Source organism: Bacillus sp. Root131 (genome assembly GCF_001429475.1).
GTDB lineage: Bacteria > Bacillota > Bacilli > Bacillales > Bacillaceae_G > Bacillus_A > Bacillus_A thuringiensis_S.
The window spans coordinates 26011-41647 of the sequence record NZ_LMJQ01000002.1 but is presented as its reverse complement, the minus strand read 5'-3'; the positions used below and the strand labels follow the sequence as shown (position 1 = coordinate 41647).

The window sequence follows — 15637 nt, the reverse complement described above, 5'->3', positions numbered from 1 at the left end:
AATCTCAAGAAGATGTATGCTATATTTAACTTATGGAAATTTGAAAGGATGTTTTTAATATGTCAAAAAGCGTTGTAATCGCTGAAAAGCCTTCCGTTGCACGAGATATTGCTCGTGTACTGAAGTGTGATAAAAAAGGAAACGGCTATCTTGAGGGTAGTAAATATATTGTAACTTGGGCTTTAGGTCATCTCGTTACATTAGCAGATCCAGAAAGCTATGATGTGAAATATAAACAGTGGAATTTAGAAGATTTACCAATGCTACCAGAGCGTTTGAAATTAACGGTTATTAAACAAACTGGTAAACAGTTTAATGCTGTAAAGAGTCAGCTACTTAGAAAAGATGTAAATGAAATTATTGTAGCAACAGACGCTGGACGTGAAGGGGAATTAGTCGCACGCTGGATCATCGATAAAGTTAAGCTAAACAAACCAATCAAACGTTTATGGATTTCTTCTGTAACCGATAAAGCAATTAAAGATGGTTTTGCAAATTTAAAACCAGGTAAAGCCTATGACAATTTATACGCTTCAGCAGTTGCACGTTCAGAAGCTGACTGGTATATCGGTCTTAATGCAACTCGCGCTTTAACGACTCGCTTTAATGCTCAGTTAAATTGCGGTCGTGTACAAACGCCTACTGTCGCTATGATTGCTAGTCGTGAAGATGAAATCAAGAACTTCAAAGCACAAACTTACTACGGCATCGAAGCTCAAACGATGGAGAAACTCAAACTTACTTGGCAAGATGCAAATGGCAATAGCCGTAGTTTTAATAAAGAAAAAATTGATGGTATTGTAAAAGGTTTAGATAAACAACATGCTACTGTTGTGGAAATTGATAAAAAACAGAAGAAGTCATTCTCTCCTGGTCTTTACGATTTAACTGAATTACAACGTGATGCAAATAAAAAGTTCGGTTACTCTGCGAAAGAAACATTAAACATTATGCAGAAGTTATATGAACAACATAAAGTGCTAACGTACCCTCGTACAGATTCACGCTACATTTCATCTGATATCGTTGAAACACTTCCAGAACGTTTAAAAGCATGTGGCGTTGGAGAGTACCGTCCTTTAGCACATAAAGTATTACAAAAGCCTATCAAGGCTAATAAATCATTTGTTGATGATAGTAAAGTAAGCGATCATCATGCGATTATTCCAACAGAAGGATACGTTAACTTCTCAGCATTCACAGATAAAGAACGTAAAATTTATGATTTAGTTGTAAAACGTTTCTTAGCTGTTTTATTCCCAGCATTCGAATACGAGCAACTAACATTACATACTAAAGTTGGTAGTGAAACGTTCATTGCACGCGGAAAAACAATTTTACATGCTGGTTGGAAGGAAGTATACGAAAATCGATTTGAAGACGATGATGTAACTGATGACGTAAAAGAGCAGCTTCTGCCTCACATTGAAAAGGGCGATACATTAACTGTAAAGTTACTTATGCAAACATCAGGCCAAACGAAAGCACCTGCACGCTTTAATGAAGCAACTTTACTTTCAGCAATGGAGAATCCTACAAAATATATGGATACGCAAAATAAACAACTTGCTGATACGTTAAAATGGACTGGTGGATTAGGTACTGTAGCAACGCGTGCTGACATTATCGACAAGCTATTCAATTCATTCTTAATTGAAAAACGTGGTAAAGATATTCACATTACTTCAAAAGGTGGCCAGTTACTTGATTTAGTACCAGAAGAATTAAAATCTCCTACACTAACTGGTGAATGGGAACAAAAACTTGAGGCTATCGCAAAAGGTAAATTGAAAAAAGAAGTATTCATTTCGGAAATGAAGAACTATACGAAAGAAATTGTTTCTGAAATTAAATCGAGTGATAAGAAATATAAACATGACAACATTTCGACGAAGTCTTGTCCAGATTGCGGTAAACCAATGCTAGAAGTAAATGGAAAAAAGGGAAAAATGCTCGTATGCCAAGACCGTGAATGTGGTCATCGTAAAAATGTATCTCGTACAACAAATGCTCGCTGTCCGCAATGTAAAAAGAAACTAGAATTACGTGGTGAGGGTGCAGGCCAAATTTTCGCATGTAAATGTGGCTATCGCGAGAAATTATCAACATTCCAAGAGCGACGTAAAAAAGAATCTGGAAACAAAGCCGATAAACGCGACGTTCAAAAATATATGAAACAACAGAAAAAAGAAGAAGAACCATTAAATAACCCATTCGCGGAAGCATTAAAAAAATTAAAATTTGATTAAACAAAAAGGTTCCTACCTCTATCGGTAGGAACCTTTTATTTTAGTGAATAATTTTACTTCCTTTTGCATTCTCAACAAATTTTTCACTTGATTTGTTAATTGGTGTTTTCAGTAATAACGCAGCAACGATCATAACTACTACGAAAACACTTAACACAAGTAAGTCTCTTATTACGATATCCCAAAGCATTCCGCCAACAGTTTCACGAATTGCACTAATTGCGTATGTGAACGGTAAGAACGGATAAATTGCTTGGAAGAATTTCGGTGTCATTTGAATTGGGAATGTTCCGCCCGACCCTGCTACTTGTAGTACAAGTAAAATGATCGCCATCGATTTCCCAACGTTTCCGAAAATAGAAACGAGTGAGTATACGATACAAACGAAGACTCCACCAATAAATAAACTAAATAACACAAACCAGAACTTATCGACTACGTACGTACCGAGTAAGAATATATCTCCCATCGATACGATAAACGCTTGTGAAAGACCTATCGTTAAGAATGTTAATAAACGTCCGAAGTAAATTTCATGGCTCTTATAATTCGCGCCCTCTTCGTGTACTTCTACCGTTAATAATGAAACCATTAATAATGCGCCTACCCATAATGCAAGCACTGTATAGAATGGTGACATCGCTGAACCGTAGTTCGGCATCGCAAATAATTTATTTTCTTTTAAATTTACTGGATTCGCAAAGTAATCACTTTGCTTCTCAACATCGTTTTTCAATAAGCGTATGATGTCTTTTAAATCCTCTTCAGATTCAAAATCACGAATTTTATTTGCTAAATCTTTAATCTTTTTCTCAGTCTCCGGCATTTCAGCTTTAATGTCTACTAATTTCTTTCTACCGTCTACCAAGCCTTTTGATGAATCTTCTAGTAACTTTTTAACATCTGGAAGCTTTTTGTCTGCATCGTTTAAAATTTGAGTTGTATTTTTCGACATCTCTTTTGTACGAGCAATTGCTGTATTGAAGTTAGGTACAATCTCTGAATCATACGTCGATAATACATCTGTTAATTGAGCTGATCCGCCCTTCGCAGCATTGTTAATACTTTCAATTACATCTTTTGTAGGTTTCTGTCCATTGTTAAGAAGTGTAATCCCCTTATTCGTTGCATCTACACCTTTTTGCAGACTACTTTTCGCTTTATTTAATTTTGCGATTCCATTATTAAGGTTTTTATCACTATTTACATCCGCTAAAACCTTATTTGTACTTTCTAGAACTGGAATCATATCATCAATTAAACCGATTCCAGATTGGAATTGACCATTTAAGCTTTTCAAGGCTTCCTTCGAACCTTCTAAACCATTAATACCTTTGTTTTGTACATCCTCTAGTGCTTTTTGGACACTAGATTTAGTACTTTCTAGACCATTTTTCGCTTTATCATAATCAGCTTTTGCATTATCGTATATTTCATTCGCATTAGCTTTAGCTTGATCTACTGTGCTAACTGCTTTTTTATAATCTGCTACAAACGTTTCATTATAATCTTTTTCAGCTTGATCAATTAATGCATTTGCTGCATCTAATTTTTGATTTGCTACATCTGTTACATCTTTCTTTACTTCTTGTCCTGTACCGATAACATTTACAATATCTTTAATACCGTTGTTTGCATTTTCCATACCACTTTTCAGCTTAGTTAGGCGATCCACTCGCCCTTGGAAAAAGCTTTTTCCAAAATCAGTCGTCGCTGAGTTTTGAAGTTCAGTAAATACATTAATAAGATACGAAATACCTTCTGTACGAGCTTGCAATTGATTTGATACTGCATTTAAATCTTTCTTTGCTTGTTCTGGATCAAACTGACCATTTTGCAATCCATTTAAAACACTTTTCCCATAAGCTGTTCCTGCACGTGATGAGCTTAAAACATTATTTACTGTTTGATTAATATTTTGCGCTATACTTTTATATCCGTCATTATTCAACTTAGAAAGGTCCGGTCTTGCAGGGAATTCAGGTAATCCATTCATTCCAGAGAAATCAGGAATATTTAAATCCACACCTGGATTCATTAAAAAGTTAGTAAATACAGCTGCACTATCCATAACGCCTTTTGCTACTACTAAATCATTTCTTATCGTTCCTGGAGCGTTTTTTAATGTTTGATCTTGTCTTGCAAAGAACTTATCTAAATTCGCCAATGCTTCCTGCCCATCATTTATTACACTCTCTACAACAGGTAAATCTTTTTGCGCCACTTTCACAATATCTTCTGCTCGAGTCGCATCATCTAACGCCTTATCCATGAGTGTATTCATTTCTGGGAACTGCGCTTCTAACTTAAATACAAGATCTTTTACTTTTTCGATACTTGGTAAGTTTGTTTCTAAATCGATTCCAAGGTCATTGAAAATTTTAAAAATCTCACCGTTTGCTGTTTTTACAAAGTTTTTACTAATTTCTTCTGTAATACCTGATGCACCTTTTGCTGTAATCTTCGGTGCAATCGCGTTTACTTTTTCATTCACATAATAATCCAGTTCTGGTTTTTTCGGATTTTCATCCAGAACAGTTGCAATTTTTTCAGAGAAGTCTTTTGGAATCGTAATACTTGCATAATAATCCCCACGCTCAACTCCGTAAATTGCTTGTTTTTCATCTACAAATTTCCAGCCAAGATTTTTGTTTTTCTTAAGGGAGTCTACAATCTCTTTCCCGATATTAATGTCTTTCCCTCTTAAATTAGAACCTGCATCTTGGTTAGAAACTGCAATGGGAACCTCTTTTGTATTTCCATACGGATCCCAAGAAGCTTTAATGTTAAACCATGCATATAACGATGGTAAAATCATTAATCCTAAAACAATAACAATTGCAGCCCAATGTTTGGCTACATTCCGTAAATCTGTCTTATAAATACGCCAAATCTGTTTCATAGAAGTTATCACCTAATTATATATTTTTCCTTCTTTAGAAAATGATACATACATTTTGCAATTATATCACTTTCTACATCGTGTATTAACCAAAAACGTACTATTTTTTCCCATTAACTTTCACTTACTTCATTATATAACGAAGTGAGTGAAAGTATGAATACAAAATGACCAAATCGGTTTTACATTCAATAATAACAAATATATATGAAATGTCATAAAAAATACAAGTATTTTCTCTTGGAAATACTTGTATTCCTAAAAAAAATCCTCACAGCTTTTATTCTCTGTGAGGATTTCTTCTATTATATATCCAATTGAACCTCTACACCGAAATGATCTGAAATTACATTTCTGTTTGTACCATTAAAAATAACTTTTGAAGAATGAACCTTTTTACTTTGGTTACACAATATTAGATCGATTCGCAAACTATGTTTATTTTCATCCCAACCAGCAATCTCGCCTTGGACAGTCGTTCCTTCATCCTTCTCTATTGCTAATTCATATGTGTCATACAACCCTTTTTGCATCATATACTCATAACCTTCGCCTTTCAATCGAGCATTGTTATTAAAATCTCCCATTAAGAAGGCGAGCTTATTGCTATCTACACGCTCCATCAAACGATCGACTTGACCTTTGAATGACTCTTCTTCATCATTCCACCAACCGAGATGGCAAGAGTAAAACGTTATATCCTTACCATTATAAGCAAGTGTTGTACTTACAATTTTACGCGTTTTCCAATACGTTGTATCCTCGTTTTCTGAAATAAAGAACGTATCTTCTTTTATAATATTATGCTTCGTTATAATCGCTAATCCTTCTTCATACACGTCATAACCAATATGAGAGAAATCCCAAGTAATATTGTAATCTTTTACATGTAGCGCTTTTAACTCTTCTAATAGTAAAAGTCCAAAATTATCTTCTTTCTTGTTACCGCATACATTTTCAGCTTGTATGGACTGACTTACTTCTTGCAATGCGATGACATCGTACTCTTCTTCTTGAATTACTTTAGCAAGGTATTGTATCTTTTCTATTTGATTCTCTTCTTGCCAAGAATGACAGTTTAAAGTTAGCAATTTCATATTATTACGCACCTAACATATCTTGAATGTCTGACTTTAATACGTCAGCTTTCGGACCATATACCGCTTGTACACCTTTATCTTTTACAATAAGCCCTAAAGCACCATTTTGTTTCCACTGTGCTTCTGGTGCAACAACATCTAAGTCTTTTACTGTTACACGTAAGCGTGTCATACAAGCATCTACGTCAGCAATATTTTCTTTTCCACCTAATAAATCGATAACTTTTGTTGCTAATGAACCGTCTTGTACATTTCCTGTTCCTTCTGATGCCTCATCTTCATTATCAATATAGTTACCTGCACGCCCTGGTGTTGGTAAATTGAATTTTTTAATTAAGAAATTAAATAGTGTAAAGTTAAGACCGAAGAACACTAATGAAACAATAACAAAGTTGATTAAGTCTCTTGTTAAACCTGCATTAACCATCATTGGTGTACGAGTAATTAACTCAATAAATCCAAATGCATGAACACGTAAGTTAATTAAATCAGCTAGCGCGAATGCAAGTCCTGTTGTAATAGCATATACAACATATAATACTGGAGCAATAAACATGAACATGAATTCAATTGGTTCTGTTACACCTGTTAAGAATACTGCTAATGCTGCTGATAAAAACATTGGTTTATATTTTGCACGCTTTTCTTTATCAACGTTACGGAACATCGCAAATGCAATCCCCATTAACGCTGCTGTTGAGCCGATAACTTGTCCAGCTTTGAAACGAGCTGGTACAACGTTATTTAATAAATCGTTATATGCCTTCGTATCTCCATTTGCTAATAAATTATTTAAATCTGTAATCCATGCAAGCCATAATGGATCTTGTCCTGCTACAACTTGTCCAACTTTTGAACCAGTTAGCATCGTATATGTTCCACCTAGCTCTGTATAGTTCATCGGAATCGTTAACATATGGTGTAAACCAAATGGTAATAATAAACGCTCTAACGTTCCATATACAAACGGTGCAACAACTGGTGCACTATCTTTTGAAGCTGCAATCCAGCGACCAAATTCATTTAACCCACTTTGGATGAATGGCCATAGAAGTGATAATACAATCGCAGTAACTGTAGACCAAAGAATTACAACGAATGGCACAAATCGTTTTCCATTAAAGAATGCTAATGCCTGTGGCAGTTTATTATAGTTATAATATTTGTTATATAGATTAGCTCCTAAGAAACCTGTGATAATCCCCACGAAAACTCCCATGTTTAATGCTGGTGCACCAAGTACAGAAGTAAAATAATCTTTTACAAGTAAATCTCCTGCTATTACTGAAGAAACTGTCGCTTTTGAATCCGCTAACATTTGAGCGTTTACGCCAAATATAGCTCCTGTAATTCGGTTTGTTAAGACGAATGCTAATAGTGCTGCAAATGCACCGCCTGCACGATCCTTCGCCCAAGATCCCCCAATTGCTACTGCGAATAAAATGTGTAGATTTGTAATGATTGCCCAACCGATGTCTTCCATTACGCGAGCAATTGTATGAACTGCGTTAACATCCCCAGCAGACATCCCAATTAACTTACCGATGGAAATCATTAAACCGGCTGCTGGCATTACAGCTACAACAACTAATAACGCTTTCCCGAACTTTTGCCAAAAATCAAAAGACGTAATTTTCATCTGTTCTTCCTCCCCTTTATTTATAACAACATAATGATTTAAATTATAATTTCTGTTCCCTTTATGAAAACGATTCCTTATATTACTTTATTTTTATCTTTACGCAACCGTTTTCATAAATCTATTTTAATAAAAGCGTTTTCACTTTGCAATAGAAATTTATTTTTTTTCATAAAAAAAGATGCTCAAAGAGCATCCTTTTTTATTATGAAATGCGATAAACCCTTGTTTCATAAGGTTTTAAAGCAATTGTTGTTACTTCTTCATGTTCCGCAACTTCATAGTTATTTAAAAGCAAACGTTTGCGTTCTAGTGCAAATGAACCCTCATTATACACAGCTTCCTCTTTTGAGATATTACTAATTACAATGACTTTTTCATCCTGTAACGTACGTGTATATGCATAAATTTGTGGATCGTCTTCTAAAAGTAAATCGTACGTACCATAGTTCAGTACATCGTGCTCTTTTTTCAGGGCAATCATTTTCTTATAGAAATTGAAAATAGACTTTTCTTCATTTTTTTGCTTTTCAACATTAATTTCTTTGTAATTTGGATTCATGCTAAACCAAGGTGTACTTGTTGTGAAACCAGCATTCATCTCATCATTCCACTGCATAGGTGTACGTGAATTATCGCGGCAAGAAGCCCATATAATCTCCATCATATCTTGATGTGGTACGCCCTCTGCAATTTTCTCGCGATATAAATTTTTAATTGCTACATCATCGTAATCTTCAATATTTGGTAACTGAACATTTGTCATACCAATTTCTTGGCCTTGATAAATAAACGGTGTACCGTGCATAAAGAAATACATCGCCCCTAGAGCTGTTGCACTTTCACGCCAATATTGTTTGTCATCTCCCCATGTTGAAACGATACGTGGTTTATCGTGATTCTCAATATATAAAGCGTTCCATCCTTTATTTTCTAATCCTTTTTGCCATTTCGTTAATACTTTTTTCAACCCTACAACATCAAGGTCTTTCTTCTTCTCTGCATCCCATAAACTTAAATGTTCAAACTGGAATACCATATTGAACTTACCTTGCTCTTCTCCAACCCAAAGCTCAGCATCTTCAATCTTAACGCCATTTGCTTCACCAACAGTCATAATATCGTACTTAGATAATGTATTTTCTTTTAGCTCTTCTAATAAAGGTTGAATACCTTTCACATTCATATGTTTATCAAAAGATGGCACATATTTTAACTCTTTTGGATTTGGCATATCCTTAAGGCCTTCTTCTTTTTTTATATGACTGATCGCATCAACGCGGAAACCATCAATACCTTTATCAAGCCACCAATTAACCGTATCATATAGTACTTCGCGAACTTCTTTATTCTCCCAGTTCAAATCTGGTTGTTTACGTGAGAATAGATGTAAATAATATTGTTCTGTTTCTTCATCATATTCCCATGCCGAACCATTAAAAATACTTTCCCAGTTGTTTGGCTCCGCACCATCTTTACCATCATGCCAAATATACCAATCACGCTTCGGATTATCTTTAGATGAACGTGATTCAATAAACCATGGATGTTCATCACTCGTATGATTAATAACTAAATCAATAATAAGCTTCATATCACGCTTATGAACTTCATCTAGTAAAGCATCAAAGTCTGCCATTGTACCAAACTCATCCATAATATCTTGATAATCACTAATATCATAACCATTATCATCATTAGGCGACTTATACATTGGACAAATCCAAATTACATCTATACCTAAGTCTTTTAAATAATCCAGTTTTGCAATAATACCTTGTAAATCTCCAATACCATCACCATTTGAATCCATAAAGCTTCGTGGATAAATTTGATAAGCAACTGCTTCTTTCCACCATGTCTTATTCATAGTCCTTCTCTCCTTTTGCATCCCATCAGAATTTTATGCAAACGTTTTCGTAACACTATCATAACAAAATATGAACAGTTTGCAACTGTTTTCATTGAACTCTATGTAGATTCTTTATTCTTATGCTTTATTTATTTCTCACAAAGGTAAATCTCATTCTCCACCTCTCCTTGTCCACGCGTATTACAGACATTTTTCATATATTAATAAAAAGCTCTGATTATTTTGGAAAGGAGTAAGAAATTGAAGCAAACAAAATTAACAGGTCGTATCGTTGTTCCCACAGATCCTGACTACAATGTAGCCCGAATGAATTTAAATTTAAGTATTCCAAAACTCCCTTGTATTATTGTTTTTTGTCAAAATAACAAGGATATCTGTAACGCCTTAAAATGGGCACGTGAACGTCATATACCATTTCGGTTAAGAAGTGGACGTCATAGCTATGAAAATTTTTCTCTTTTAAATAGAGGACTTATTATTGATGTGAGTGAAATGCATCGCATTACTGTTAATACAGAGAAATTAACAGCAACAATTGAGGCTGGTGCAAATCTTGGCACTGTTTATAAAGAACTTTGGAATTACGGTGTTACAATTCCTGCTGGTACAAGTGCAAGCGTTGGAATTGTTGGATTAGCACTTGGCGGTGGTATTGGTATGCTTTCACGCTTATTTGGATTAAAATGTGATCAATTAATGGAAGTGGAAATGGTACAAGCGTGTGGAAAATTTGGTGCAAAACCCATTCGTGCAAATGAACAAGAAAACTCTAACCTTTTTTGGGCATGCCGTGGTGGCGGTGGTGGAAACTTCGGAATTATCACTTCCTTAACTTTTCGAGTCCACCCCGTAAAAAATGTATCAATTTTCTCAATTACATGGGAATGGGAAGACTTTATTGCTGCATTTCAAGCGTGGCAAAACTGGGCACCTTATATAGATGAACGTCTCACTTCATCGATCGAATTATTCGCCAAGCAACGAAATAAAATCGAAGCACAAGGCGAGTTTGTCGGTTCTCCCTCTGAACTCCATTCCCTATTATCCCCTCTTCTTGAAACTGGCAGCCCCTCTCTCTTTATAGAAGAAGTTCCTTATATAAAGGCTGTCGAATTTTTTAATGGCGGTAACATCCCTGAAAATTTCAAGCGCTCTGGTTCCTATGTCTATAAACCTATTCCCCTTAAAGGCATTCAACTCATGCAATACTTTCTTTCTCATGCCCCAAATAAAGATGCTAGTATTTGGCATCAATCGCTCATAGGTGCTGTTGAAAATATTTCGCCGAATGAAACGGCTTATTTTCATCGTAAAGCAATTATTGCCCAAGAATACATTACCTCTTGGAAATGCGATGATGAAGAAAATCGAAATATACGCTGGGTTAAAGATTTACGAGAAAGCTTAGATCCTTATACACTAGGTGACTATGTGAACTGGCCCGATATCGACATTAAAAATTGGCAAACTAGTTATTATGGCTCTAACTTTCACAGATTGCGTAAAGTAAAAACTATGTATGATCCTTGTGATGTTTTTCATTTCCAACAAAGTATTCCTCCTTTTCATACGTGAAAAAGAGGATAACATAAAAAAATCATCCAATATACCGTTACCTCACAGTATGTTGGATGATTCAAGTTGATTTTCTATATCGTTTCAAATTCTTGCTCCTACTCATAAACTTTTACTTACAGATTAATTGTATTTCGTATCATTTTCATGCAATGAATGTAATTTAATATTTGGTACTTTATCTTTTTCCATACCTCTATTATAAGAAACAGGAACTTGAAATTCGAATTGCTTTGTCTCATGTTTTTGTAAATAGACTGGTTTCGGTACTGGATAGCTTTTTGAATTCTCGTTTGCATTATCATATAAAACAACTTTTAATGCTTGTGAATGATTACGATAATTTTTTAAAGTAACAATGCACTTCGGTTGGATATTATCTCCATTTTTCTCCATTCTACACTGGCTATCTTCTTTTTTATATTCTATTGCTTCTACCCCTGTTTTTCCTGCATAGTACCATGTTTTATTCAATGTCTGGAGGATTGTATTCAAAATAAACGGCATCATTACAATCAAAATACTAATGCCTACTACTTTTATCTTATTCATTTTTCTAAATGTACTAGACTCCTTTTTTCCTAGCCATTTTAAAAATAATATAAATGCAATTACATGTAGTATGAAAGAAACAATCAATATATTTGAGACTTTATAATCCATATAAACATACGTATGTATCGGAACCTTATAGACATTGAATAGTTTTTCCCCAATTAATTCATTATCATTTGGAATTTTTAATAATAACAAAACCCCTATACTGTAACAAATAGCTACTAATCGATCATACTCAATACGAATCATTCTTTCTCCCCTTCACTTTGTTTTTTATTATCGATTTTAGCTATTATTACCATACTATACAATCTTTTTATAGAGGATAACGTAAAAAAGTTCCTTATAAATATATAAAGAACCTTATTAATATACATTATGAATTAAAAAATCAATATACAATTTTCACATTGAGATTTCTTCAAAATATGTTGGATTGTGTATTGTAATTTTTTTATCTAAAATTGTAACAATGCTATCATTTTTTAATTGTTTTAATACGCTGCTAACTGTCTCTCGAGATGTTCCAGATATTTTGGATATTTCAATTGTTGTAAGTGGACATGAAATTACAATCTTTTCCCCACTCTGTTCTCCTAAATCCTGCATTAAATAATTTAACGTTTGGATAACACGATCTTGTGCATTAGGAATTGTAATATTTTGCACTCGATTTTCATTCAATTTTAATATAGATGATAATTGCTGAACAACGTACATCAATTGCGTTCTGCTGGATTTTACCATATCTTCAAAGATTACCGTTGGAATATAATATACCTCCACATCCGTCATTGCTTCTGCTGTATAGTTATATCCTCTGTCTGTAAACATACCACCATAAGGAAAAATAGAATACCGCTTTACATAGTCATCGTATAATAAGTTCCCATTTTGATTAACCCGCTCTAACTTTACAAAACCATCTAACATGAAGTAAATTCTTTCCCTTGAATCCCCTTCTAAAAATAAAAATTGACCTTTTTTATAAGTTCGCCAATAAACAAACTCTGTTAAGCCTTTCAATTTTTTTTCTGTTAAATGAGCAAATAATTCGAACTGCTTTAAGTCTTTCACTACGTTCCGTCTATTCATAAAATTCCCTCTCTCTTGCTGTATGTTGGAGCGAAAAATCAAGAAAGCGTATTCAATTTGAATTTTATCATAATTAACTTATATATTCAGATTTCATCATGAAAACTTTATGAACAATGAGTACAAAAAATATTAATAAATAAAAAGAATGAAGTTATTAACCTCATTCTTTTTTTACTACTAAGTAGCGTACATAATAATTTAAACATACATGCATACATTCTGTTTTGAAATAATAGTACCAGCTTTTTCTTCTAGTGCTTCATATACTTTTTCTAAAGACGTAATAATTGTTTTTCTTTTTGGATTTGTATTAACAAAATTAATAGCAGCTTCAATTTTTGGAAGCATGCTTCCCGCAGCAAATTGTTGTTCTTCAATATATTCTTCTAATTGATTCACTGTGACATGCTCTAATTTTTTTTGATTCGGTTGATTATAATTTACATACACATGATCAACTGCAGTTAAAATAACGAGCGTATCGGCATCTACTAATTCTGCTAATTTCTGCGCAGCGAAATCTTTATCGATAACCGCTTCAGTTCCTTTTAACCCTTCTTCGGAATCAATTACTGGAATTCCACCCCCGCCAACAGCTATCACTATGTTTCCATCTTCCACCAAAGAATTAATCACTTTATGTTCATGAATACTTACAGGCTTCGGTGATGGAACAACACGTCTCCATCCTCTACCAGCATCTTCTTTAAACACTGCTTTTGTTTCATCCATTAATCTTCTGGCCTCTTCTTCTGTATAAAAAGGACCAATTGGTTTAGTTGGATTTTTAAATGCCTCATCTTTTTTGTCCACAACAACGCGCGTTATAACCGTTGCTACGTCTTTTTTTATATTCCGTTTTTTCAATGCCTTTTCAATCGCATTTTCCATCCAATATCCAATCATCCCTTGGCTCATTGCCCCACAAGTATCTAATGGCATTGCAGGTGTCTTTTCCGTTTCTGCAGCTTTTTGCTGTAATAAAATATTCCCCACTTGTGGGCCATTTCCATGCGCAATTACTATATCCACATCATTTTCCATTATTTTCACAAGTTGTTCCGCCGTTTTTTCCAACGCTTCTTGCTGCGCTCCCGCAGTAGCTTCTCCAGACTGTATCGCATTTCCCCCTAGTGCAACTACAATTTTTCTTCGTGCCATATTTCAGCCCTCCAGTTCATTTCGCTTTCACAGCGCTTTATAAAGTAATACTGCCTGTAATTAATCCATAAATCGCAAAGAATGCTAAAGCACCAATTGCTACGGATGATGCTAATTCCACTCGAGTAAATATTTGCTTCGAACTCTTTTGCTTTTGAACATTGTAAAAAATAAAAATACCTGGCGCATATAAAGTCATTGTTAATAATAAATACTCTAAACCAGCTGCATAAACTAACCACACACCATAAATACTTGCTATCAAACCAATTATTATATTTTTATTTCGATCTACTTCTTCAGATTTTAAGCTATGCTTCAGTTGATAAAATGCTGAAAAAGCATATGGAATTAAAATGGCTGAAGATGCTAAAGAGAATGCAAAGTTATACGCCTGATCAGAAACGACGAATGTTAACAAGAATATTTGAATTAAACCATTTGTTATCCATAATGAATTTACTGGAGCCTTATTTTTATTTTCTTTTGCGAACCATTTTGGAAATACTCCATCTTTAGCCGCTAAATATGGAATTTCAGAAGCGAGCAAAGTCCAACCTAACCAAGCACCTAATACAGAGATGACCAAACCTAAATTTATAAAGATAGCACCCCATTTTCCAACAACACTTTCAAATAAATAAGCCATAGCTGGATTTTTCAAACCAGCAATATCTGCTTGCTGCATAAGTCCAAGAGACAATAATGTGATTAAAATGTAAATGATGAGTGTACCAATTAAGCCAATAACCGTTGCTTTCCCTACATCACTTCTATTTTTTGCTCGACTGGATAAAACAACCGCCCCTTCTACCCCAATAAATACCCATAGAGTTACAAGCATTGTACTTTTAACTTGGCTGCCAACTGCTCCCCATGAAAAAGAACCAGTTTGCCCCCAAAATCCATCTAAGAATGTATCAATATGAAACGCGAAGATTCCTATGACAATAAATACAAATACAGGTACTAATTTTGCGATTGTAGTTACTAAATTCACAAGTGCTGCTGATTGAACTCCACGTAAAATTAACATGTGAACACACCACAATAATACGCTTGCACCAATAATGGATTCTACATTTTGACCGCCTTCAAAGATCGGGAAGAAATATCCTAATGAAGAAAATAATAATGTACCGTAAGCTACATTCCCAAGCCAAGCAGATAGCCAGTATCCCCACGCACTATTAAATCCCATAAAATTACCAAATCCTGCTTTTGCATAGCTAAAAATACCACCATCTAAATCTGGCCGTTTTACAGTTAGATTTTGAAAAGATAATCCAAGTGCAATCATCCCAATTCCTGTTATAACCCAGCCAATAATAATGGCTCCAGCACCAGCACCTTTTGCCATATCACTCGCTAAATTAAAGGCTCCACCGCCAATCATAGACCCAACTACAAGAGCCGTTAGTGTAAACAACCCTAATTTCTTATCTTCACCCATTCCACTCACCTCTCTTTAATTGCAATAAC

Annotated in this window: 10 protein-coding genes; 2 read left to right on the top strand and 8 right to left on the bottom strand. The window is 34.5% G+C overall.

Going from position 1 to position 15637, the window contains the following annotated elements; translation table 11 throughout:
* Nucleotides 1-59: 59 nt before the first annotated feature.
* Entirely contained in the window at nucleotides 60-2249 is a 2190-nt protein-coding gene (gene topB / locus ASE54_RS14095; RefSeq protein WP_000047319.1) for a DNA topoisomerase III, read from the top strand.
* 40 nt (nucleotides 2250-2289) lie between these two features.
* Here topB and ASE54_RS14090 read toward each other — a convergent pair whose 3' ends face one another.
* From ASE54_RS14090 to ASE54_RS14075, 4 genes are all read right to left on the bottom strand, one after another.
* Entirely contained in the window at nucleotides 2290-5151 is a 2862-nt protein-coding gene (locus ASE54_RS14090) for a YhgE/Pip domain-containing protein (protein ID WP_000810076.1), read from the bottom strand.
* Between the two features lie 305 nt (nucleotides 5152-5456).
* Complete coding sequence (locus ASE54_RS14085; protein WP_000771990.1) at nucleotides 5457-6248, bottom strand: endonuclease/exonuclease/phosphatase family protein; 792 nt, start codon at nucleotides 6246-6248, stop codon at nucleotides 5457-5459.
* A gap of 4 nt (nucleotides 6249-6252) precedes the next feature.
* On the bottom strand, nucleotides 6253-7890 hold the full coding sequence (locus ASE54_RS14080; RefSeq protein ID WP_000705569.1) for a PTS transporter subunit IIBC: 1638 nt from the start codon (nucleotides 7888-7890) through the stop codon (nucleotides 6253-6255).
* Between the two features lie 205 nt (nucleotides 7891-8095).
* Nucleotides 8096-9760, bottom strand: a complete 1665-nt coding sequence (locus ASE54_RS14075) for an alpha-glucosidase (protein WP_001044708.1) — start codon at nucleotides 9758-9760, stop codon at nucleotides 8096-8098.
* Nucleotides 9761-10003: 243 nt separating this feature from the next.
* On the opposite strand from ASE54_RS14075, the gene ASE54_RS14070 reads away from it, so the two are divergent.
* The gene (locus ASE54_RS14070; protein ID WP_000814904.1) at nucleotides 10004-11338 is read left to right on the top strand and encodes an FAD-binding oxidoreductase; all 1335 of its coding nucleotides are present in this window, start codon (nucleotides 10004-10006) and stop codon (nucleotides 11336-11338) included.
* Nucleotides 11339-11461: 123 nt separating this feature from the next.
* Here the strand turns inward: ASE54_RS14070 and ASE54_RS14065 are convergent, their stop codons facing one another.
* From ASE54_RS14065 to arcD, 4 genes are all read right to left on the bottom strand, one after another.
* Nucleotides 11462-12145 (bottom strand): hypothetical protein, encoded by a 684-nt coding sequence (locus tag ASE54_RS14065; protein WP_000619192.1) that lies wholly within the window; start codon nucleotides 12143-12145, stop codon nucleotides 11462-11464.
* 156 nt (nucleotides 12146-12301) lie between these two features.
* Complete coding sequence (locus ASE54_RS14060) at nucleotides 12302-12991, bottom strand: Crp/Fnr family transcriptional regulator (protein WP_001081906.1); 690 nt, start codon at nucleotides 12989-12991, stop codon at nucleotides 12302-12304.
* 201 nt (nucleotides 12992-13192) lie between these two features.
* Complete coding sequence (gene arcC / locus ASE54_RS14055) at nucleotides 13193-14155, bottom strand: carbamate kinase (RefSeq protein WP_000113948.1); 963 nt, start codon at nucleotides 14153-14155, stop codon at nucleotides 13193-13195.
* A 37-nt stretch (nucleotides 14156-14192) separates the two neighbouring features.
* On the bottom strand, nucleotides 14193-15608 hold the full coding sequence (gene arcD, locus ASE54_RS14050; protein ID WP_000503413.1) for an arginine-ornithine antiporter: 1416 nt from the start codon (nucleotides 15606-15608) through the stop codon (nucleotides 14193-14195).
* Nucleotides 15609-15637: the final 29 nt, after the last annotated feature.